The 20,375-nt window shown below is 68.9% G+C and carries 12 protein-coding genes and 1 pseudogene; 10 read left to right on the top strand and 3 right to left on the bottom strand.

Going from position 1 to position 20,375, the window contains the following annotated elements; all coding sequences use genetic code 11:
- Positions 1-4 precede the first annotated feature (4 nt).
- Positions 5-1,150 carry a Gfo/Idh/MocA family protein gene (locus B351_RS0106740; protein ID WP_019398283.1) on the bottom strand — a complete coding sequence of 382 codons (1,146 nt, stop codon included), beginning with the start codon at positions 1,148-1,150 and terminating at the stop codon, positions 5-7.
- A gap of 212 nt (positions 1,151-1,362) precedes the next feature.
- Here B351_RS0106740 and B351_RS0106745 point away from each other — a divergent pair, with 212 nt between their 5' ends.
- From B351_RS0106745 to B351_RS16360, 8 genes and pseudogenes are all read left to right on the top strand, one after another.
- A complete protein-coding gene (locus B351_RS0106745) occupies positions 1,363-2,082 on the top strand; it encodes a hypothetical protein (protein WP_019398284.1) in 720 nt (239 codons plus the stop codon).
- Between the two features lie 741 nt (positions 2,083-2,823).
- Positions 2,824-6,000, top strand: coding sequence for a TonB-dependent receptor (locus B351_RS0106750; protein WP_019398285.1), 3,177 nt, complete (start codon positions 2,824-2,826; stop codon positions 5,998-6,000).
- A 193-nt stretch (positions 6,001-6,193) separates the two neighbouring features.
- Complete coding sequence (locus tag B351_RS0106755) at positions 6,194-6,940, top strand: SapC family protein (protein WP_019398286.1); 747 nt, start codon at positions 6,194-6,196, stop codon at positions 6,938-6,940.
- Positions 6,941-6,942: 2 nt separating this feature from the next.
- Positions 6,943-7,965, top strand: a complete 1,023-nt coding sequence (locus B351_RS0106760; protein WP_019398287.1) for a cupin-like domain-containing protein — start codon at positions 6,943-6,945, stop codon at positions 7,963-7,965.
- 92 nt (positions 7,966-8,057) lie between these two features.
- A complete protein-coding gene (locus B351_RS0106765) occupies positions 8,058-9,641 on the top strand; it encodes a tryptophan halogenase family protein (RefSeq protein ID WP_019398288.1) in 1,584 nt (527 codons plus the stop codon).
- Positions 9,642-9,649: 8 nt separating this feature from the next.
- Complete coding sequence (locus B351_RS0106770; protein ID WP_019398289.1) at positions 9,650-10,345, top strand: DUF6445 family protein; 696 nt, start codon at positions 9,650-9,652, stop codon at positions 10,343-10,345.
- 795 nt (positions 10,346-11,140) lie between these two features.
- Entirely contained in the window at positions 11,141-14,284 is a 3,144-nt protein-coding gene (locus B351_RS0106775; protein ID WP_019398290.1) for a TonB-dependent receptor, read from the top strand.
- Between the two features lie 125 nt (positions 14,285-14,409).
- Positions 14,410-15,144: pseudogene (locus B351_RS16360) on the top strand (SapC family protein).
- An 84-nt stretch (positions 15,145-15,228) separates the two neighbouring features.
- Here the strand turns inward: B351_RS16360 and B351_RS0106785 are convergent.
- Together B351_RS0106785 and ettA are read right to left on the bottom strand one after the other, a co-directional pair.
- Positions 15,229-16,545, bottom strand: coding sequence for an NCS2 family permease (locus B351_RS0106785; protein WP_019398293.1), 1,317 nt, complete (start codon positions 16,543-16,545; stop codon positions 15,229-15,231).
- A 64-nt stretch (positions 16,546-16,609) separates the two neighbouring features.
- A complete protein-coding gene (gene ettA, locus B351_RS0106790; RefSeq protein WP_019398294.1) occupies positions 16,610-18,274 on the bottom strand; it encodes an energy-dependent translational throttle protein EttA in 1,665 nt (554 codons plus the stop codon).
- 223 nt (positions 18,275-18,497) lie between these two features.
- Between ettA and B351_RS0106795 the strand changes: the two genes are divergently transcribed.
- Positions 18,498-18,926, top strand: a complete 429-nt coding sequence (locus tag B351_RS0106795; protein ID WP_019398295.1) for an RcnB family protein — start codon at positions 18,498-18,500, stop codon at positions 18,924-18,926.
- Positions 18,927-19,084: 158 nt separating this feature from the next.
- Positions 19,085-20,353, top strand: a complete 1,269-nt coding sequence (glyA, locus tag B351_RS0106800; protein WP_019398296.1) for a serine hydroxymethyltransferase — start codon at positions 19,085-19,087, stop codon at positions 20,351-20,353.
- The last annotated feature ends 22 nt before the right edge of the window (positions 20,354-20,375 follow it).

Here is a 20,375-nt window from a genome sequence, read left to right on the forward strand (position 1 = left end):
CCGGCTACAGCACGATGCGGCGGCCGCCCTCGCGCGCGGAGGCGTAGACCGCGTCGACCACGCGCATGTCGCGCAGTCCTTCCTCGCCCGGAACCAGCGGCGGCCGGCCCTCGAGGATCGCCAGCGCGTCGTTGTCCATCTGCAGCGCCTGCTGGTGCGGCACGCCGCCGTCATCGAACAGCTGGCCGTCGCTGGTGCGGCCGGCCAGGCCGTTGTAGGTCTGGAACGGCTCCAGCTGGTACCAGCCGCGCTCGCAGTCGGCGCGCAGGAGGTTCATGTTGCGGCCGAAGCTGGTCGAGCACTCCGCCACCAGGCCATCGGCGAACTCCAGGGTGAAATGCGTGGTCTCGTCCACGCCCTCGAACAGGTGCGGGCGCGTGGTCCCGCTGCGCGCGCTCACCGCCACCGGCTCCTGGCCGGTGATGTAGCGCGCGCCCTGCAGCGAGTACACGCCCATGTCGTACATCGCGCCGCCGCCGTGCTGCGGCAGCAGGCGCCACGGCTTGTTGGCCGGGTCGACGTCGTCGTAGGCGTGGAAGCCGGCGTCGGCGCGCACCTTGAGGATGCGCCCGTACGGCTTCTCCCTCGCCATCGCGCGCAGGCGCAGGGTGCTGGGCTGGTGCTGCAGGCGGTAGCCGATGGCCAGCTGCACGCCGGCGGCGCGGCAGGCATCGATCATCTCCTGGGCCCCGGCGGCGTCCATCGCCATCGGCTTCTCGCACCACACGTGCTTGCCGGCGGCGGCCGCGCGCAGGGCCAGCGGCTTGTGCAGGTCGTTGGGAGTGACGATGTAGACCGCCTGGATGTCCGGGTTGCCGGCGATGCGGTCGAAGTCGTCGTAGCTGTAGACGTTGCGGTCGGGAATGCCGTACTTGCGCTGCCATTCGGGGATCTTGTCCGGCGAGCCGGTGACGATGCCGGCGAGGTGGCAGTTGCGGGTCAGCTGCAGCCCTGGGGCAAGCAGGTTGGTGGCGTAGTAGCCCAGCCCGACCAGGGCCACGCCGATCGAATCCGGGCGGCGGCCGGCGTGGGTGCCGCGGGCCGCGCCGGCGACCGGGCGCGGCGCGGCCGAGGCGGGCAGGGCGGCGCCGATGCCGGCGCCGGCCATGGCGGCCAGCAGGTGGCGGCGGGTCAGTCCGGTGTCGAGCATGGTCCCTCCATATAGATGGTGTGCGTCGTGCGGATGGTCGCCGGCTGGCGGACGGCACACGATGCCACAGGCCGGGCGGACGCCGCGACGCCGGCGTATGCCGCCGTGCCATCCTTGCGCCTGCCGGCGCGAAGGGGGACGGAGGTTGCAAGCGCATCCCAGCCCCTGCGACCGGCGCCGGCGATACTGCGGCACCGGAGGAGGCCAATCCCATGCAGCAGCTCGAACTCAAAGACCCGGCGGCGTTCGCCTCCGAATTCCTGCGCCAGACGCAGCTGCAGGGCTTCGGCGCGCTCAGCAAGCGCGACCTGGAACTGCTGGTGTTCGTGCTGCTGGAGCGCGACGGCGCGATCGACCGCAACGCCAGCAACCACGCCGCCGCGGCGCAGCTGCGGGTGACCCCGGCCAAGCTGCGCGCGCTGCGCCGCGACGGCTACGCGCGCTGGCGGCAGCTGGTGGCCGAGCCGGCGGACGAAGCCCTGCGCCGCATCCTCGGCCACGTCCTGGGCGAGGCCAACCTGCGCGCCGGCGCCAGCCACGTCAGCGAGCGCAGCCGCAATGAGGGTTTCCTCGCGGTGCGCATCGAGCACCCGGACGACCGCCAGCAGTTCGAGCAGGCCATCCTCGATGCCGGCGGCCTGCCGGTCTACGAGCGCAACCGCGAGGTGCTGGCCGTGCGCTTCGACACCCTGGTGGCCCTGGCCGAGCGCAGCGGCTTCCTGCAGCCGGATACCGAAGTGGTGGTGGCGCGCCTGCGCGCGCTGGCGCCCGCCTCCCAGGAGCTGGCCGAGCTGCTGCGCAAGGACGTGTCCAGCCTGCGCTGGCAGGACGTGCGCAATGCGATCAACAGCCTCGGTGCCAGGGCCGTGGCCGCCAGCGCCGAGGGTGCCCTGCGCGGCGTGCTTAAGCTGGTTTTCCCGTTCCTGCCCTGAGCCGTGCCGCCCCGGGGTCGGGGCTGGCGCCACGCGCAATGCTTGAGTTGCGGAGTGGCAGCCCGGCTTTGCGGAGATTTGTGTTGCGACGCAGCAGTATGTCCGTCGCTGTCGTTTGCGCCGGACGCTTACGTCCGACCGGTATGCAAGTAATGCTTGCATTTCCATACCTGCGGGGACGGAAATTCCGTGTACACGTTTCCATTCCGCAATGCCTTGATTGGTATGGCACTTTCAAAAGTGCGGTCGCGTATTAAGGCGGAATCGGCCGAACGTGCCAGGAATATTGGCCCGCGGTGTCATGTTCCAGTTGTTTAGTGCGCGTGAATGTTCCCGCCGAAACAGTAAAAAAACTGTTGCGCTGCACTGTGGACACCCTGGAAAACAGCTGTTATCCATTCGCCCCGCGTTAACTGGTACCGCTAACTGCTGCACCTGGAGTTCACAGTTTGCGGCCAGCGCGTGGGAGGCGTGGAACGCGCCTTTCTTCCAGATTCGCCGGTGAGGCGTTCGAGCCGGCACACACCCGGGCAATGCGATCCGGGGGAAAAGCAGGTAACGCCTGCGTCTAAAAGGCGGAAGGAACCACCATTTCGAACCAGAGAGAGGGGAGGTTTAACAGGATGTACACGTGTCTCCGATGTCCAGCGCTGTCTATCGGCGTGACTGCGGCCGGGTTCCGGTCGGGCACGCGCCAGCGCACGCCGACGGCTGTCAATTCCCAGTGCTGAGGACCTACTGATGAACCACAAGAAGCTGAAGAAGCTCCGCTCGCGGGCGATGTTCACCATCGTCGGCGGCATGATCGTCATCAATCCCGCGTTCGCGCAGGACTCGCGGGAGGCGACCCAGCTGGACACCGTGACGGTGACCGGCCTGCGCAGCTCCCTCGACCACGCGATGAACATCAAGCGCGACACGCCCGGCGTGGTCGACGCGATCAGCGCCGAGGACATCGGTAAGTTCCCCGACACCAACCTCGCCGAGTCGCTGCAGCGCATCACCGGCATCTCGATCGAGCGCCGCGACGGCGAAGGCGCCCAGGTCACCGCGCGCGGCTTCGGCCCCGGCTACAACCTGGTCACCCTCAACGGCCGCCAGATCCCGGGCGCCGACGGCTTCGGCGGCGGCGGCCTGGAGGTCGGCGGCATCGGTTCCGGTACCCGCGGCTTCAACTTCGCCCAGCTCGCCTCCGAGGCGATCAACGGCGTGACCGTGTACAAGACCGGCCGCGCCTCGCAGCCGTCCGGCGGCATCGGCGCCACGATCGACATCCTGACCGCGCGCCCGTTCAACAACCGTGGCGGCGAAGTGGTCGCCAGCGCCGGCGTCAAGGCGGTGAAGGACGAGTCGCAGACCATCGGCAGCGACATCACCCCCGAGATCTCGGGCATCTTCAGCTACGCCAACCCGGACAAGACCTGGGGCGTGAGCCTGAACGCCAGCTACCAGAAGCGCCACGGCGGTTCGGCCCAGGCCACCGAGAACGGCTGGAACGTGGCCCGCTGGACCGGCACCGACAGCAAGTTCCGTTCCGACGCGGTGATCGAGAACGCGCCGGAGATCGGCCAGCTGTACTCCATGCCGAACGACGTGCGCTACGCGTACCAGAACTTCGAGCGCGAGCGCACCAACGCCCAGGGCGTGCTGCAGTTCGCCCCGACCGACGCGCTGACCTTCACCCTCGACTACACCTACTCGACCAACGAGATCGCGCAGGACCGTGGCGAGCAGACCATGTGGCTGCAGAACAACCTGACCCACGTCACCTTCGACGGTGACAAGAAGGTTGCGACCCCGGTCTACATCCGCGACCTGGCCGGCGGCGGCAAGGACTTCGGCTTCGAGCAGCAGCGCGACGAGCAGAAGTACGAGCTCGACTCGATCGGCCTGAATGTGAAGTGGGACGTCAACGACCGCCTGAGCCTGACCTTCGACGCCCACAACACCAAGGTCAACAGCCGCCCGAACGACCCGGTCACCGGCGGCAGCTCCACCGCGTTCAGCTTCGGCGGCTTCGCGCCCGACCCGAGCACCAACAACTGGACCCAGGAGTACCGCTTCAGCAACGGCCTGCCGGTGATGTGGCGCACGCTGTACCCGACCACCGCCGACGCCCTGGCCAACACCAACGGCGTGGTCAACTCCGACTTTGCGCCGGAGACCCTGGGCAGCCAGATCATGCGCATCTGGTCGACCCGCCAGGACAGCGAGGTCAAGGAAGGCCGCATCGACGGCGAGTTCTCCTTCGACAACGGCCGCTTCCTGTTCGGCGTCAACTCCAGCGACAGCAAGATGCGCCGCCTGAACGTCGACGGCCATGCCCACCTGATGACCCTGGGCGACTGGACCTCGACCGACCGCGGCCAGATCGCGGACATCGCCAACCACCTGCGCAAGTTCAGCATCACCAGGCTGTTCGAGGACTTCAACACCAACGGCGCCGACTCCAACGTGTGGATCGGCAACGCCACCGGCCTGGCGCAGTGGGCCGAGGGCGTGTGCGCCGCGGGCAACGCGCCGGCCGCCTGGAACGCGCAGAACCGCTGCGACGAGATCAAGGCGAGCGTGTACCCGGCGTACGACGCCGACAACCTGGTCCAGGAGAAGACCAAGTCGATCTACATCCAGTGGGAGCAGGACGGCATGCTGGGCGACTTCCCGACCTACATGGTCGCCGGCGTCCGCTACGAGAAGACCGACGTGAAGTCGACCTCGGTCATCCAGGTCCCGTCGGGCATGGCCTGGCTGTCGAACAACGACTTCCAGATCCGCAACTCGCCCGAGGCGATGCCGTTCTCCGAGACGGCCAGCTACAGCTACGTGCTGCCGAACCTGGACTTCAGCATCGACTTCACCGCCGACCTGAAGGGCCGCGCGTCGTTCAGCAAGACCATCGCCCGCGCCCCGTACGGCAACCTGTACGCCGGCCCGAACCCGGGAATCCCGAGCGGCTCGATCCTGTACGGCGAGCAATACCGCGCCACCGGCAACGCGCAGACCCCGAGCCTGCTGCCGCTTGAGTCGGATAACGTCGACATCGGCCTGGAGTGGTACTTCGCCCCGTCCAGCTTCATCGGCGTGACCTACTGGAACAAGCGGGTCAAGAACTTCATCGGCAACACCGTGGTCCGCGAGAACCTGTACGGCCTGGCCGACCCGACCTCGGGCCCGGACGCGCAGGCAGCCAACGCCTTCCTGGGCAGCTCGCAGTGTATTGCCCAGGTGACCGCGGCCGGCAACGACCCGTCCGAGGGCTGCAAGCAGGACTACACCACCCTGTTCGCCGCCACCGCGCTGCTGCGCTACGCCGACCAGACCGGCGGCCTGTCCGCGTACAACGGTTCCAACGCCCAGGTGCTGGAGCTGGAGGCCCTGTACGACGTGATCGGCGACGCCAGCCGCGGCGACCCGCTGTACGAGTTCGACGTCAACCGCCCGGTGAACCAGCGCGGGGCCACGCTGCATGGCTGGGAGATCGGTGGCCAGTACTTCTTCGGCGACACCGGCTTCGGCGTCCTGGCGAACTACACCATCGTCGAAGGCGACGTGGGCGTGGACCGCGCGGCCGACCCGAGCACCGACGTGTTCGCCCTGACCGGCCTGTCCGACACCGCCAACCTCGTGCTGATGTACGAGAAGTACGGCTGGTCGGCGCGCCTGGCCTGGAACTGGCGCGACGAGTACCTGCTGGCCGCCAACCAGAACGGCAACAACCGCAACCCGTACTTCGTCGAGGAGTACGACCAGATCGACCTGAGCGTGAGCTACAAGCTGACCGAGAACCTGTCGGTGTCGGCCGAGGCCATCAACCTCACCGGCGAGGACGTGCGCTGGCACGCCCGTTCCAGCCGCCAGTTCGTGCGCCTGGTCGACCAGTCCCCGCGTTACATGGTGGGCCTGCGCTACACCTTCTGACGTGGGAACGACGTAGCTGTAACCGCTGCAAGGACAGGGACCGTCGCTCCGGCGACGGTCCCTTTTTTTCGCGGCCTGCTGCCGCGCCAAAGTCCGCTTGCGGGCCGTGCGCGGTGCCGATATGGTCAATCGGGGAAGCGCAGCTTCCGGGGAAAGGACCCCCTGCGGTCCGCACCAACCTGCTGGAGCCAAGATGGCCCGTTACGAACTGCTCAACAACGTCGCGCACAGCCACCTGCGCGTGTCCGCGCGCTTCAGTGCCGACTACGGCGATGCCGTCGGCATGGTCGAGGCGTTCCCGACCGAGTTCGCCGAGATGCAGCGCGAATACCCGATCTTCCTGCGCAAGGACCCGGACGGGTCCTGGCACGCGGTGGCGCTGCTGGGTTTCGGCCCGAGCGAGAACCTGTACCTGCGCGACGGCGCCTGGCACGCCAACTACCTGCCGGCGGTGATCGCGCGCGGCCCGTTCCTGATCGGCTTCCAGGAGCAGATGGTCGATGGCCAGCTGCGCAACGAGCCGGTGATCCACGTGGACCTTGACCACCCGCGCCTGCGCGACGGCCATGGCCACCCGGTGTTCGCGCCGCACGGCGGCAACAGCCCGTACCTGGAGAAGGTGATCCGCGTGCTGCACGGCATCCACGTCGGCGTCGAGGGCGCGCGCCGGATGTATCCGGAGCTGGACCGGCTGGGCCTGATCCAGCCGGTGACCCTGGACGTCAGGGTCGACGAAGGGCACCAGTTCAACCTGACCGGGCTGTACGGGATCGACCGCGAGCGCCTGGCGGCGCTGGACGCCGAACAGCTGCATGCACTGCACCGCGAGGGCTGGCTGGAGGGCGTGTACCTGATCCTGGCCTCGCTGAACAACGTGTCGCGCCTGATCGCCGAGAAGCAGCGGCGCCTGCGCGAGGAAGCCGAGGGGAAGGCGGCCTGAGCATGTTCGACCGGCTCGCGAAAGTGCGCGTGCTCGAGGGCTGCACGCCGGAGACGCTGCCGCTGGAACGGCTGCTCGCCGAGGCCACGCCCACCGTGCTGCCGGGGCTGGCGCGCGACTGGAGCCTGGTCAGGGCCGGGCTGGAATCGTCGCAGGCCGCGCGCGAGCTGCTGCGCAGCCACTACAACGGCCGCCCGCTGCAATACAACTGGGGCGAGCCGTCGACGGCGGGACGGCCGTTCTACAACGAGGATTTCACCCGCCTCAACTGCGAGGTGCGGCGCGGCACCCTGGACCAGGTGCTGGACGAGCTGGCCGCCTGCGAGGACGACCCGGCGCCGCCGACCTACTACGTGGCCTCGCTGCTGGTCGACTACTGCCTGCCCAGCCTGCGCGGGCACAACGACCTTGGCCTGGAGCGGCACGGCGTGTCCGCGCCGCCGAGCATCTGGATCGGCAACCGGGTGACCGCGTCCTGCCACTACGACGCGCCCAACAACATCGCCTGCTGCGCGGTGGGCCGGCGCCGCTTCACCCTGTTCCCGCCGGAGCAGGTGCACAACCTCTATCCCGGCCCGTTGCATCCCACGCCGGGCGGGCAGGCGGTGAGCGTGGTCGACTTCGAGGCCCCGGACCTGGAGCGTTACCCGCGCTTCGCCGAGGCGATCAAGGCCGGGCAGACGGTGGTGCTGGAGCCGGGCGACGCGATCTTCATCCCCAGCATGTGGTGGCACCACGTGCAGGGCCTGGATCCATTCACCGTGCTGGTCAACTACTGGTGGAGCAGCATGCCGGCCTGGATCCCCACGCCGATGCACGCGCTCAACCTGGCGATGTGGTCGATCCGCGACCGCCCGGAGCAGGAAAAGCGCGCCTGGCGCGAGCTGTTCGAGTACTACGTGTTCGGCCCGGCCGGGCGCGCCGGCGAGCACCTGCCCGAGCAGGCGCGGGGCGAGCTGGCGCCGTTCGACGAAACCTCCGCCCGCCGCATGCGGGCGGCCCTGATCAACAAACTCAACCGCTGACCGCGGCGGGTCGGCGGATCCGGGCGCCACGGGATGGCGCACGCATCCGCCCATCGCGGCCCGGGCGGCCATCGCAATGGAGGGGGACTGTCTTGGACAACAACCGGATCCGCAAGGTGGTGATCGCTGGCGGCGGGACCGCAGGCTGGGTGGCGGCCTGCGCGCTGACCCACCAGTTCCGCGACCTGCTGGAGATCACCCTGGTCGAATCGGAGGAGATCGGTACCGTGGGCGTGGGCGAGTCCACCATCCCCACGATCCGCACCTTCCACCGCCTGCTGCAGATCGACGAGCGCGAGTTCATGAAGGCGGTGGCCGGCAGCTTCAAGCTCGCCATCTCCTTCGAGAACTGGAAGCGGCCTGGCGAACGCTACTTCCACCCGTTCGGCACCACCGGCGTGAACACCTGGTCGTGCGATTTCCACCAGTTCTGGCTCGAGAGCCGCAGGCGCGGCATCCACTCCGACCTGGGCGACTACTGCCTGGAGACGGCGGCCGCGCGCCTGGACCGGTTCGCGCTGTTCGACGCGAACGACAGCGCCCAGCAGTGGTCGATGCGCTGGACCAAGGCCGCCACGCGCCTTGAGCGCTCGGACGTCAGCTATGCCTACCACTTCGACGCGGCGCTGTACGCGGCGTTCATGCGCGCCAAGTGCGAAGGCCGCGGCCTGAAGCGGGTCGAGGGCAAGATCGCCCAGGTCCGGCAGGATCCCGGAAGCGGCTACGTGCAGGCGCTGGTGCTGGAGGATGGCCAGGTGCTCGAGGGCGACCTGTTCATCGACTGCACCGGCTTCCGCGGCCTGCTGATCGAGCAGACGCTGAGGACCGGCTACGAGGACTGGAACAACTGGCTGCCGTGCAACCGCGCGGTGGCCATGCAGGTGGAGTCGGACGTGCCGCCGGTGCCGTACACCCGGGCGATCGCGCACGAGGCCGGCTGGCGCTGGCACATCGCCTTGCAGCACCGGGTCGGCTGCGGCTGGGTGTTCTCCAGCGAGCACATGTCCGACGACGAGGCCGCGGCCAGGCTGCGCGCCGCCTATCCCGATGACAGGCTGGTGCGCGAGCCGTGGGTGGTGCCGTTCCGCACCGGGCGCCGCCGCCAGGCCTGGAACAAGAACGTGGTCTCGCTGGGCCTGGCCAGCAGCTTCATCGAACCGCTGGAATCCACCAGCATCCACCTGACCCTCAGCGCGGTGACGCGGCTGGTGCAGCTGTTCCCGTTCGAGGGCATCAGCCAGGCGGTGGTGGACCGTTACAACAAGGTCAGCCGCGACGAGCTGGAGCACATCCGCAACTTCATCATCCTGCACTACCACCTCAACCAGCGCGACGAGCCGATGTGGAAGCAGTGCCGCGAGATGCAGCTGCCGCCGGAGCTGGCCGAGCGCATCCAGGTGTTCCGCGACACCGCCTACGCCTGGCAGGGCGAGGACGAGCTGTTCCGCCTGGATTCGTGGACCCACTGCATGCTGGGGCAGGGCGTGGTGCCCAAGGACCACCATCCGCTCACCCGCGGCCTGAGCGACGCGGACATGCAGACCCTGCTGCAGGGCGTGCGCCGCCCGATCGAGCGCGCGGTGCAGGCGATGCCGCAGCACCACGAATTCCTCAAGCGCTATTGCCCGGCCGACCCGTCGGTGTGGCACAACCGGCGCCGTTCGACCGTGGGCTGAGCCAAGGCATGATCATCGACCTCAGCCCGCAGCTGCGCGTCCAGCGCCTTTCCATCGGCCGCGAAGGCGCGCCGCTGCTGGTCGTGGACCAGCTGGTGGCCGATCCGGAGCGGCTGGTGCGCAAGGCCGCGCGCCTGGACTTCACGCCGCAGGGCGCGTTCTTCCCGGGCATCCGCGCGCGCGCGCCGGCGTCCTACGAAGTGCTGCTGGAGCGCCTGGCGCAGCCGCTGCTGGAGGAGTTCTTCGGGATCGGGCCGGGCCGGCTGCGCGCGACCTCGCATTACTCGCTGATCACCCGGGCGCCGGAGCAGCTGATGTTCCTGCAGCGCATCCCGCACATCGACGCGGTCTCGCGCCAGGGCCTGGCCGCGGTGCACTACCTGTTCCGCGGCAACTGGGGCGGCACCGCGTTCTACCGCCACCGCGCCACCGGCTTCGAGGACGTGGACGAGACCCGGCACGAGGCCTATTACCGCAAGCTGGACGAAGAAGCCCAGGGACCGGACGCGCCCGGCCCGGGCTACATCGGCGAGGACACGCCGATGTTCGAGCGCATCGGCCAGGTCGAGGGCGTGTTCAACCGCCTGGTGATGTACCGGCGCAATTCGCTGCATTCGGCCACGATCGACAACCACAACGTGCCGCCGCCCGATCCGCTCAATGGGCGGCTGTCGATCAATACCTTCATCGACGTGATCCAGTAGTCCCCGCGGCGCACTTGCCCCCCGCCCGCGTTGCTTCGCGGGTGGGGTGGCCGCGTGCGCGCGTGGCCACCGCGACGCGGATGCCCTGCGTTGCGGCCACATCGGCGGCGCGCATGGCACTGCGCCGCGACGCCACCCGCGGAGAGTCGTGCTGCGGCGCAAAACGAGCGGCATCGCGTCCGCCGAGTCACGGATCGATCGGGAAATCCGCGTGCGTGGCACTGCAAGCAATGATGACGCGCGGCAGCAGCGGCGTGCATACACATGCGTATTCCGCAATGCGCTGATTGCCATGTCGTTTTGAAATGCCGCGGCGCCGGCAGCAAGCGGCCGCATGGCGGGCGCTCGCAAGCATCGCTTGCAGCGCCGAACCGCAGGCTCGTGCTTCCGTGCGGATGCCGCGATAGCAAGCGTCAATAACGCCGCGCCGTGCTTGGACACACTGCAGGACAGCTGTTATCCCTTCGCCCCGCGTTGACAGGCGCCCGCCGCGCAGGTCGATCGAAAGGCACCTGTCAGCGCAGTGGCGCGCGGAAGAATGCGCCCATCCCGATCGCCGACCAGGCAGTCCGTCCCGCAGCTGGCGAGCCAGCACGGCCGGCACGCGCCGTCCGGACCGGAGCCGGAGGTCGAAGGACACCACCCGTTCGCAAGCCCGAGAGATGGAGGTACCAGGATGTACATGCGTTCCCGATGTCCAGCGCTGTCTATCGGCGTAACGGCGGCCACCCCCGGTCCGCACGCGCCAGCGCACGCCGGATAGCCGCCAACCCCCAGTGCCAAGGACTCCCCCCAATGAACCATAAGCTGAAGAAGTTCCGCTCGCGGGCGATGTTCACCGTCGTCGGCGGCATGATCGTGGTCAACCCGGCGTTCGCGCAGGACGCGCAGGATGCAACCCAGCTCGACGCCGTGCAGGTCACCGGCCTGCGCAGCAGCCTCGACCAGGCGATGAACATCAAGCGAGATTCCGCGGGCATCGTGGACGCGGTCAGCGCCGAGGACATCGGCAAGTTCCCCGACACCAACCTTGCAGAGTCCCTGCAACGCATCACCGGCATCTCGATCGAGCGCCGCGACGGCGAAGGCGCCCAGGTCACCGCGCGCGGCTTCGGCCCGCAGTTCAACATGGTCACCCTCAACGGCCGCCAGGTCCCCGGCGCGGACGCGTTCGGATCGCCCGGGCAGGTGGCAGTGGGCGGCGTGGACGGTGGTACCCGCGCGTTCAACTTCGCGCAGCTGGCGTCGGAGGCGGTCAGCGGCCTGGAGGTCTACAAGACCGGCCAGGCGCATGTTCCCTCCGGCGGCATCGGCGCCACCATCAACATCCTCACCGCGCGTCCGTTCAACAACCGCGGCGGCGAGGTGGTCGCCAGCGCCGGCGTCAAGGGCGTCTACGACAAGTCGCAGCCGTTCGGCACCGACATCACCCCGGAAGTGTCCGGCATCTTCAGCTACGCCAATCCGGACAAGGCCTGGGGCATCAGCCTGAGCGCCAGCCAGCAGAAGCGCCGCGCCGGCTCGACCCAAGCCACCGAGAACGCATGGAACGTGCAGGAATGGACCGGCTCGATGCCCGGCAACCCCGCCGTGGTCAACGCCCCGGAGGTGGGTGAGCTGTACGCGCGGCCGAACGACATCCGCTACGCGTTCTCGGACTTCGAGCGCGAGCGCGTCAACGCGCAGGCCGTGCTGCAGTTCGCGCCCAACGACGACGTCGTGTTCACCCTGGACTACACCCACTCGACCAACGAGATCACCGAAAAGCGCGGCGAGATGGGCATGTGGCTGCAGAACGACGCCTACACGCACGTCGAGTTCGACCGCAGCGGCGCGATCGCCACCCCGGTCTACATCCGCGAGATCTCCACCGCCGGCTCCTCGCCGTTCAAGGACTTCGGCATGGAGCAGCAGCGCAACGCGCAGAAGTACGAGTTCAACCAGATCGGCCTCAACGTCGACTGGCGGGTCAACGACAGCCTGCGCCTGAGCTTCGACGCCCACAACTCCAAGACCGAGAGCAAGCCGAACGACCCGCTGACCGGCGGCGGCGCGCTGTACGTCAGCGTGGCCGGCACCAACAACTGCGTCGGCACCGGTGCACCCAACTGCGGCGGCCACTATGCCCAGGAGTTGCGGTTCAACAACGGCCTGCCGATCGGCACGCGTACCTGGTACCCGACCCTGGCCGACGCCCAGGCCGGCACCAACGGCCAGGTCAACCCGCCCTGGCAGGAGGGCCAGGTCGGCTCCCAGGTCCTGCGCATCAACGCCCAGCGCCAGGAGTCGGAGATCAAGCAGGGCCGCATCGACGGCGAATGGGTGTTCGACGACGGCCGCTTCCAGTTCGGCGTGGACAGCTCCACGGTCACCCTGCGCCAGCAGAACAATTCCGAGAACTTCAACACGCTCGGCAACTGGAGCGTGGACAACGTCGCCAGCGACGTGCAGAACGGGCTGATGGGCCTGCTGACCCCGTACGACGTGGTCGGCATGTTCGACGACTTCAGCGCCCCGGGCGCGTTCCGCAGCGGCTTCCGCGGGAATGCCGGCGGGCTGGCGGAGTGGGCACGGGACGTCTACGGCTCGGACATCGGGCTCAACCCGATCCTCAACACCAACAGCATGGTTGAGGAGAAGACCCACGCGGCGTATTTCCAGGTGGACCTGGAGGGCCAGCTCGCCGGCCGGCCGGTGAACACCCGGCTCGGCCTGCGCTACGAGACCACCGACGTGGAGGCGGTCAACGTGGTGGCCAACCGCGCGGCCATCAACTGGCAGTCCAACAACGACTTCCAGATCAAGGACGGCGCTCCGGGCGACGCGACGGTGTACAGGGACACGAACAGCTACAGCTACATCCTGCCGAACCTGGATTTCTCGATCGACTTCACCGATACCCTGAAGGGCCGCGCCTCCTTCGGCCGCACCATCGCCCGCGCGCCGTTCACCAGCCTGGCCGCCGGCCCCGGCAACGTGAACCGCCCGAATGGCTCGGTGCTGCTGAACGAATCCAGCCGTGGCTCGGCCGACGCACAGAACACCAAGCTGCGGCCGCTGGAGTCCAACAACGTCGACCTGGCCCTGGAGTGGTACTTCGCCGATGCCAGCTACCTGAGCGCGACCTACTGGAACAAGTCGGTCAACAACTTCCTGGGTACCGCGGTCGAGAGGGGCACGATGTACGACCTGACCGACCCGACCTCGGGCCCGGATGCGCTGGCGGCGCTGGCGTTCCTGGACAGCGCGGACTGCGTGGCCCAGGTGCAGGCGGCCGGCGGCAATCCCGACAGCGCCTGCGCGGCCAGCGACACCAACCTGTTCACCGCCCTGGCCATGCTGCGCAACGCCACCGAGACCGGGGGGCTGGCGGCCTACAACGGCAGCCAGGCGCTGGAGATGGAAAGCCGCTACGACATCGAGGGCCTGCCGACCGACCCGCTGTACGAGTTCAACATCAGCCGGCCGGTCAACCAGCACACCGCCAAGCTCAACGGCTGGGAACTGGCCGGCCAGTACTTCTTCGGCGACACCGGCTTCGGCATCTACGCCAACTACACCATCGTCAACGGCGACGTCGGCTTCAACAACGCGTCCATCGCCGAGCAGTTCGCCCTGCTGGGCCTCAGCGACACCGCCAACCTGATGCTGATGTACGAGAAGTACGGGTGGTCGGCCCGCCTGGCGTGGAACTGGCGCGACGAGTACCTGATCCTCAGCAACCAGGACGACGCCTCGCACAACCCGTACTACGTGGAGGAGTACGACCAGATCGACCTGAGCGTCACCTACCAGCTCGACGACCAGTGGGCCTTCAGCCTGGAGGCGATCAACCTGACCGGCGAGGACGTGCGCTGGCACGGCCGTACTGGCAGCCAGATCGTGCGCCTGGTCGACCAGGCACCGCGCTACATGCTGGGCGTGCGCTACAAGTTCTGATCCTGGCGGGTGAGCGCCGGTTTGGCGCGGGGGCCGCTGCGCGGGCAGCGGCCCCCTGCACGGGCGCGGACCGGAGGGCGGGGCGCCCGTGCCGGTTCCGGCGTGGACGAAGGGCAGGAGGGGGAATGGCGCGTTACGAGCTGCTGGCCAACGACGCCCACCGCGACCTCAGGGTGGCGCTGGGGCACGGCCCGCAGTTCGGTGACGCGGTGGGCGCGGTCCCGGCGTTCCCCACAGAGTTCGCCGAACTGCTGCGGGATTACCCGATCTTGCTCAAGCGCAATGCCGACGACTCCGGGTGGGAGGCGTTCGCCCTGCTCGGATTCGACCGGGACGAGAACCTGTTGCTGCAGGATGGATGCTGGGAAGCGGCCTACCTGCCCGGTTACGTCGCCAAGGGCCCGTTCCTGATCGGGTTCCAGCCGCGGGTCGAGCACGGCCGGGAAATCCTCGAGCCGGTGGTCCACGTCGACCTGGACCATCCGCGGGTGGGCGCGCCGGATGGCGTGCCCGTGTTCCTGCCGCAGGGCGGGCAGAGCCCGTACCTGGAGTACGTCATCCGGGTGCTGCGCAGGATCCACGACGGGGTGCAGGCCGCATGACCCATGTATGCCGAGTTCGAGCGGTTGGGGCTGATCCAGCCGGTGGAGCTGGACCTGCAGTTCAACGCCACCACGACCGGTCGCCTGCGGGGATTCCACGCGATCGACCGCGAGCGGCTGGCCGGGCTCGCGGACGCGGACGTGGTGTCGCTGCATCGCAGCGGCTGGCTGGAAGGCGCCTACCTGATGCTCGTCTCGCTCTACAACGTCAACCGGCTGGTGGCGCGGAAGCGGGCGCGGCTGGCGGCGCAGGGCTGAGGCCGCGGCGCACCGTGCGACGGATTCGAGCGGAAAGGGCTGCCCATGCCGTGCATCGGCATGGCGCCTGGCGGACGCGCCAGCTCAGGCCAGCGCGTAGCGCAGCGCGAACAAGCCGGCCACCAGCCACACCGCCGGATGCACCTCGCGCCAGCGGCCGGTGCCGGCCTTCAGCACCGCATAGGCGATGAAGCCGAAGGCCAGGCCGTTGGCGATGGAGTAGGTGAAGGGCATGGCCAGCGCACACAGCGCGGCAGGAACCGCTTCGGTCAGTTCGCTCCATTCGATCTCCACCAGCTCGCGCAGCATCAGCCCGGCCACGTACAGCAGCGCCGGCGCGGTGGCGTAGGGGGGCACCATCGCCGCCAGCGGCGAGAACAGCAGCGCCGCCAGGAACAGCGCCGCCACCACCAGGGCCACCAGGCCGGTGCGGCCGCCGACCTGCACGCCGGAGGCGCTCTCGGCGTAGGCGGTGGTGGAACTGGTGCCCAGCAGCGAACCGGCCAGGATCGCGGTGCTGTCGGCCAGCAGTGCACGGCCGAAGCGCTTCTGCCCGTCCGCCAGCTTCAGCAGGCCGGCGCGGCTGGTCACGCCGTACAGGGTGCCGGTGGCGTCGAACACCTCCACCAGCACGAACACCAGCACCACCTGCAGCAGCACCGACCAGCCGGCGCCTTCCTCCCAGTGCAGCAGGCCCGGCAGGTCGAGCTTGAGGAAGGTCGGCTCCAGGCTCGGGGGCAGCGAGACCAGGCCGTTCCATTGCACCAGGCCCATGGCCCATGCGGTGGCGGTGACGGCGAGGATGCCGATGAGGATGGCGCCGCGGACCCGGCGTGCCTCGAGGACGGCGATCAGCAGGAAGCCGCCGAGTGCCAGCAGCGGTTCCGGCTCGGTCATCGGCCCCAGCCGCACCAGGGTGTCGGCGTCGCCGATCACCACGTCGGACTTCTGCAAGGCGATGATCGCCAGGAACAGGCCGATGCCGGCCACGATCGCGCTGCGCAGCGACACCGGGATGCCGTCCACCAGCCAGCGGCGCACCCCGGTCACGGTCAGCAGCAGGAACACGATGCCCGACAGCAGCACCGCCGCCAGCGCCTGCTCCCAGGGCAGGCCGGCGGCGCCGACCACGGTGAAGGCGAAGAACGCGTTCAGGCCCATGCCCGGGGCCATGCCCACCGGGAAATTGGCCGCCAGCGCCATCACCGCCGAACCCAGCGCCGCGGCCAGGCAGGTGGCCACGAACACCGCGCCCGGGTCCATGCCCGTGGTGGCCAGGATCGCCGGGTTGACGAAGACGATGTAGGACATCGTCAGGAAGGTGGTCAGGCCGGCCAGCACCTCGGTGCGCGTGCTGGTGCCGTGCTCGCTCAGCTTGAACAGGCGTTCGGGCAGGGACATGGGCAGGCTCCGGCCTGGCGGGGGCTGGAAAAGGCACCGGCCGCGCGGGGCGGCCGGTGGAAGCTTACTTCAGGGCCTTGAAGCGCAGGCGCTTGGGGCCGGCATCGTCGCCGAGGCGGCGCTTCTTGTCCTCCTCGTACTCGCGGTAGTTGCCCTGGAAGAACTCCACGTGCGAGTCGCCCTCGAAGGCGAGGATGTGGGTGGCGATGCGGTCCAGGAACCAGCGGTCGTGGGAGATCACGAAGGCGTTGCCCGGGAACTCAAGCAGCGCGTCTTCCAGCGCACGCAGGGTCTCGATGTCCAGGTCGTTGGACGGCTCGTCCAGCAGCAGCACGTTGCCGCCCTGCAGCAGGGTCTTGGCCATGTGCAGGCGGCCGCGCTCGCCGCCGGACAGCGAGCCGACCCGCTTCTGCTGGTCCTGGCCCTTGAAGTTGAAGCGGCCGATGTAGGCGCGCGACTGGATCTCCACGCCGTTGATGTTGAGGATGTCCAGCCCGCCGGACACTTCCTCGAACACGGTCTTGTCCGGGTCCAGCGCGTCGCGGCTCTGGTCCACGTAGGCCAGGTTCACGGTCGGGCCGATGATGATCTGGCCCGAATCCGGCTGCTCCTGCCCGGTGATCATCTTGAACAGGGTCGACTTGCCGGCGCCGTTGGGGCCGATGATGCCGACGATCGCGCCCGGCGGCACGATGAAGCTCAGGTCGTCGATCAGCAGGCGGTCGCCGAAGCGCTTGGAGACGTTGCGGAACTCGATGACGTTGTTGCCCAGGCGCTCGCCCGGCGGGATGAAGATCTCGTTGGTCTCGTTGCGCTTCTGGTACTCGACCGACTGCAGCTCCTCCAGGCGGGCCAGGCGCGCCTTGCCCTTGGAGCGGCCGCCCTTGGCGTTCTGGCGCGCCCACTCCAGCTCCTTGGCGATCGCCTTCTGGCGCGCCTTCTCCTGGTTCTCTTCCTGCTTGAGCCGCTCTTCCTTCTGCTGCAGCCACTCGGTGTAGTTGCCCTTCCACGGGATGCCGCGGCCGCGGTCCAGCTCGAGGATCCACTCGGCGGCGTTGTCGAGGAAGTAGCGGTCGTGGGTCACGGCCACCACGGTGCCGGTGTAGCGCTGCAGGAACTGCTCCAGCCACTCCACCGACTCGGCGTCCAGGTGGTTGGTCGGCTCGTCCAGCAGCAGCATGTCCGGCTTCTGCAGCAGCAGGCGGCACAGGGCCACGCGGCGCTTCTCGCCGCCGGACAGGTTGCCGATCTTCGCGTCCCACGGCGGCAGGCGCAGGGCGTCGGCGGCCACTTCCAGCTGCTGCTCCAGGGTGTGGGCGTCGCCGCTGGCGAGGATCGCCTCCAGGCGCTCCTGCTCCTTGGCCAGGGCGTCGAAGTCGGCGCCTTCCTCGGCGTAGGCGGCGTAGACCTCGTCCAGGCGCTTCTGCGCCTGCAGGATCTCGCCCACGCCTTCCTCGACCGCCTCGCGCACGGTGTGCTCCGGATCCAGCTGCGGCTCCTGCGGCAGGTAGCCGACCTTGATCCCCGGCTGCGGGCGGGCCTCGCCCTCGTAATCGGTGTCCACGCCGGCCATGATCCGCAGCACGGTGGACTTGCCGGCGCCGTTGAGGCCCAGCAGGCCGATCTTGGCCCCCGGGAAGAAGCTCAGCGAGATGTCCTTGATGATCTGCCGCTTGGGCGGGACCACCTTGCTGACCCGGTTCATGGTGTAGATGTACTGCGAGGACATGGTCTCTCCGTGCGCAATCCGCCTGGCCCGGCGGGCAGGCGGCGTAGGAATCTGGGGAATCGCGAATTATAGCCCGCCGCCGGGGCGCCTGCCGGGCGCCGCCGGCGGCTGGCTGGATCCTGAACGCGCGCGGCGCGGACCCGGCTGGAGCCGGTTTCGCGGGGCGATCCGTTCAGGCGGCGTGAGCAAGATGGAGGCGTCACCACAGCGGGAGAGCCGCCCCATGAAGCGCACCCACCTGATCGCCCTGACCGTCGCGGCCGTGCTGGGCCTCGGCGCAGCGGTCCCCCAGGCCGAAGCGGCCGGTGACCGCCACCATGACCGCCATGGCTGGAACCGGGGCCACGACCGCGGCCCGGCGCACCACCGCCGCGACAACCGTTCCCATTACCGCCCCGGGCACCACCACGCGCCGCCGCGGGTCGTGGTCCACCACCGCCCGGCGCCGCCCCCGCCGCCGCGCCACGTCTGGGCCCGCGGCCAGCGCTTCCACGACCACTACCACGGCCCGGTCTACGTGGTGCACGACTACTCCCACTACCACCTGCGCCCGCCGCCGCACGGCCACCACTGGGTGCGCGACGACCACGGCAACATGCTCCTGGTGGCGATCGCCACCGGCATCATCGCCGACCTGATCCTGCACCATTGAGCCATGCCCCCGGAGGGGCGCATGGACCGCCAGCCGGCCACCCTCGGGTGGCCGGTTGCGTTTGCGTCCGCCGCGTCCGCCGCGGTACGGGCGCCGGGGCGGCGGCCGGCATACAATTGGCCGGCCTTTCCCCTTTTTCCTGCCTGCTGGAGCCGCCGATGTACTCGCGTGATGCCCGTATTGCGTCCTACGACCCCGAACTGGCCCAGGCCATCGCCGACGAGGCCCGCCGCCAGGAGGACCATGTCGAGCTGATCGCCAGCGAGAACTACGCCAGCCCGCGCGTGCTGGAGGCCCAGGGCAGCGTGCTGACCAACAAGTACGCCGAGGGCTATCCGCACAAGCGCTACTACGGCGGCTGCGAGTACGTCGACGTGGCCGAGCAGCTGGCCATCGACCGCGCCAGGCAGCTGTTCGGCGCCGACTACGCCAACGTGCAGCCGCACAGCGGCTCGCAGGCCAACCAGGCGGTTTACTTCGCCCTCCTGCAGCCGGGCGACACCATCCTGGGGATGTCGCTGGCCCATGGCGGCCACCTGACCCACGGTGCCAAGGTCAACGCCTCCGGCAAGATCTTCAACGCCATCCAGTACGGCGTGGACGACCAGGGCCTGATCGACTACGACGAGGTCGAGCGCCTGGCCGTGGAGCACAAGCCGAAGATGGTGGTGGCCGGCTTCTCCGCCTATTCGCAGGTGGTCGACTGGGCGCCCTCCCGCGCCATCGCCGACAAGGTCGGCGCCTACCTGTTCGTGGACATGGCCCACGTCGCCGGCCTGGTCGCCGCCGGCGTGTACCCGAACCCGCTGCCGCACGCGCACGTGGTCACCTCGACCACCCACAAGACCCTGCGCGGCCCGCGCGGCGGCATCATCCTGGCCTCCGCCGGGGGCGCGGGCGACAAGTTCGAGGACATCTCCAAGAAGCTGCAGTCGATCGTGTTCCCGGGCATCCAGGGCGGTCCGCTGATGCACGTGATCGCGGCCAAGGCCGTGGCGTTCAAGGAAGCGCTGGAGCCGGAGTTCAAGGCCTACCAGCAGCAGGTGGTGAAGAACGCCCAGGCCATGGCCAACACCCTGATCGCGCGCGGCTACAAGATCGTCTCCGGCGGCACCCAGAACCACCTGATGCTGGTGGACATGATCGGCAAGGACGTGTCCGGCAAGGACGCGGAGGCCGCGCTGGGCCGCGCCCACATCACCGTCAACAAGAACTCGGTGCCCAACGACCCGCGCTCGCCGTTCGTGACCTCGGGCCTGCGCCTGGGCACCCCTGCGGTGACCACCCGCGGCTACACCGAGCAGGATTGCATCGACCTGGCCAACTGGATCGCCGACGTGCTCGACGCGCCGAACGACGACAGCGTGATCGAAGCCGTCAAGGCGAAGGTCACCGAGCAGTGCCGCAAGTACCCGGTCTACGGCTGAACCGCGGCCGGTCCCGGGCGGT

This window comes from Pseudoxanthomonas sp. GW2 (genome assembly GCF_000283075.1).
Classification (GTDB): domain Bacteria; phylum Pseudomonadota; class Gammaproteobacteria; order Xanthomonadales; family Xanthomonadaceae; genus Pseudoxanthomonas.